This window comes from Paraburkholderia ribeironis (assembly GCF_900019265.1).
Classification (GTDB): Bacteria; Pseudomonadota; Gammaproteobacteria; order Burkholderiales; family Burkholderiaceae; genus Paraburkholderia; species Paraburkholderia ribeironis.
Genome location: NZ_CYGX02000117.1, coordinates 1 through 2,536, shown reverse-complemented (window position 1 = coordinate 2,536; position 2,536 = coordinate 1). Strand labels below are relative to the sequence as shown.

Here is a 2,536-nt window from a genome sequence, read left to right as displayed (position 1 = left end):
ATCAGCGTTTCCCTAGCGGGGTCTGGGATTCGTTGTCCTATGGCAATTGCCGACCGTCCAAACGTTTCGAAACAACACGGCCCCTGTCGACGCTCCGAATCGACAGGGCAGGAAGGGATGGAAGAACATGGATGGCAACAAACTAAAGGAAATGAGCCCCCGTCTCTCAATGAGCGGTGAGTTTTTACGGGATGCGAAAAGAAGTTCTTTGTCTTCAATGTCGCGGCTGCGTTGTGGATTTGAGTCTGCATATCTGGTGTTGTGTGAGATTGCCGTAGCCTATGGAGTTGTGCTGGACGGCTTGACACATCCGGCACAGCAAGTACTCGAGCAGGGAATGGATGGTCTCGATGCAACAGATGAGGAGCGTGCCTGCATCGATGCGCTCGCCGAGTGGATTAAGGCCGACTGCATCGGGCTTCAACCCTGCAGCGCTGATGACATTTGCGACGTTGCGGAAGGCTTGTTGCGGCGCTATCGAATGAAGCCTGGAGGGTTCAGTATTGAAGTCGCTTCGAATCGTGAACCATGAATGCCCCCCAATCAGAGACGCTGAATACTGGTACAACGAGGTGGCCGACACAGGGGACATGGACATCCACACGCAGCGTGCTTTTTCTCGATTACGACGGCGTGGTCCATCAAGGCGGCGCTTAAGGGTGGTGGCGAACGGGGCCGACTTCGACGAATCATATGAGCTGCCCACACGTTGACGAGAAAACGTGGTCAGCGTCACGAAGAGAGTCGTCGGGCATCTTCGCCACGGTTCTGCGGCTGGGCGGAAGCCGAGCGGGCAGGGCGATGAAGACTAATTCTCGTGGGATGCTCGAGCGAGGCCGAGTGTCGGTTGCAGGCTTGGGCGCCATGCTTGATGTAGTCGACGACAGTCGCTTCCGTGGCTTACGCTTGCAACTCGCTCTCGGTAGTCGCTCAGCGGCGGAAGGAGGAGCGGGCGACGGATGTGCTGGCGAGCGATGCGGGCCGGGCTCTGCGGTGCGAGGCGAACGTTGTGAAGTTCCACGGTAACGGCCCCTTTTTGGCCGGACACATAGTGCGAAAGCGTTTCGCTGCCGTTCGCCGCGTTAGGGTTGCGCCGCCACCAATTGCCCAGCCGGTGCGCAACTCGGCGCCGCGAAACGAGGTTTGGCGTCTCAAATGACGGGGGAGCTGGTTGGATTGCTACGTGGCGCATGCGAGAGGTCCGGAGAAGGCGCGAAGGCCTGAAGGTGACTCCGCGTTTAGCCTGGCGTTTTAAACGCAGCACGCTGCCGAGGCGGCTATTCTGCGCTTGGTGGCGTCCGCGCTAATGCATCATATCGGACTGGTTAGACGGCGAATCTGATATCGGCACAGTAGCGTCGAGGTCCGATGTGATTGTCGTGGTCTCTGTTAACGCGCGCGTGCGCGCGAAAAAAGAAGGTGTTAACTATGAGGTGATGTTAAAGACTTCTTTTAGTATATAGAGAAGGTGTTTTGCGCGTGCATGCGCGTATACGCGGTGGAGAGGTACGACATCGCGCGAGGCTTTCTCATGCCGAAGGCCATATGCTCTTGCGAAACCACCTGCGGCGAAAGACGGACTTTCGGGCAAACTGCGGAGAGGCAACTCGAAGGGCGGGGGCGGCGGTGCCTCCCTCGGCAATGGCCTTGAGCTCCGGCAAGAGGCTCCCGTCGATTCTGCTTGCGCGGTGTCGCCTGCGGCGGGAGGGAGCCTCGGTCAAACTGGGAGGCGTAGAGACGAGGGCATAGGGAGGCGCTGCCTCCCTGAGCGTGAGTCTTCAGTGCGCGGGCATTTGCCCTGTGCATGGTCAACCTTCGTCTCACGACAGCGCCTGTTGCGCGCGCTCTTGTCGCCGACTTCGGTCGTGGTGCGCGCGGGGGAGCCATTGCAGCCTTCCGACCTTGCGCGGCCGAAACCGTTTTAGACGGCTTTAGGGCCCCTAGCTTGGTCTCGGTGATACCGAGGTAGCAGACCACGCTCACGAACGGCAGGATCGGCGGCGCGAACTCGGAAAACTCATGGTCATCTCCACCGGGCTATTCTGACCAAATCCGGTCTAAGTGCACACGCCGTGAAAATCGGTGTCCTTCAGTGTTCCCGTCGACGTCGAGGGATCATGGTTGTTGAGCCATCCTTCCAAGGACTAGCCGTTTTGGGCGGCCGTGCAGCCCTTGGCTCGACCTCGGACATACCGAAGTGACCACCGACGCCCGCGGAAGGCCGATACGTCGGCGCGAGCCTGGGAAAGTGGTGGTCGTTTCTGCGGGGGCAGACCGGACTTCGAGCTTCAGACGAACATCGCCAAATATCCCTAACTAAGGCGCGACTTTCGCTGGCGTCCAGGCGTCCCTACGCGTTTAACGGGCTCGCTACACGGGCCATGACACCCGCAAAGCGCACTTGCCGATTTCGTTTCTACCCCACCGCTGCCTAGATCCTATGAGCATCCGGGCCGGCGAGAGACTGACGCCTACAATCAGCGTGCCGAGGTTTGTTCACAGGAGGGCATCATGCGTACCGAACAGGCATATACGG

General features: G+C 59.2%; 1 protein-coding gene. It reads left to right on the top strand.

Annotation, left to right across the window (positions count from 1 at the left end):
• Positions 1-127: 127 nt before the first annotated feature.
• Entirely contained in the window at positions 128-532 is a 405-nt protein-coding gene (locus tag BN2475_RS31320) for a hypothetical protein (RefSeq protein WP_143325998.1), read from the top strand.
• Positions 533-2,536 lie beyond the last annotated feature (2,004 nt).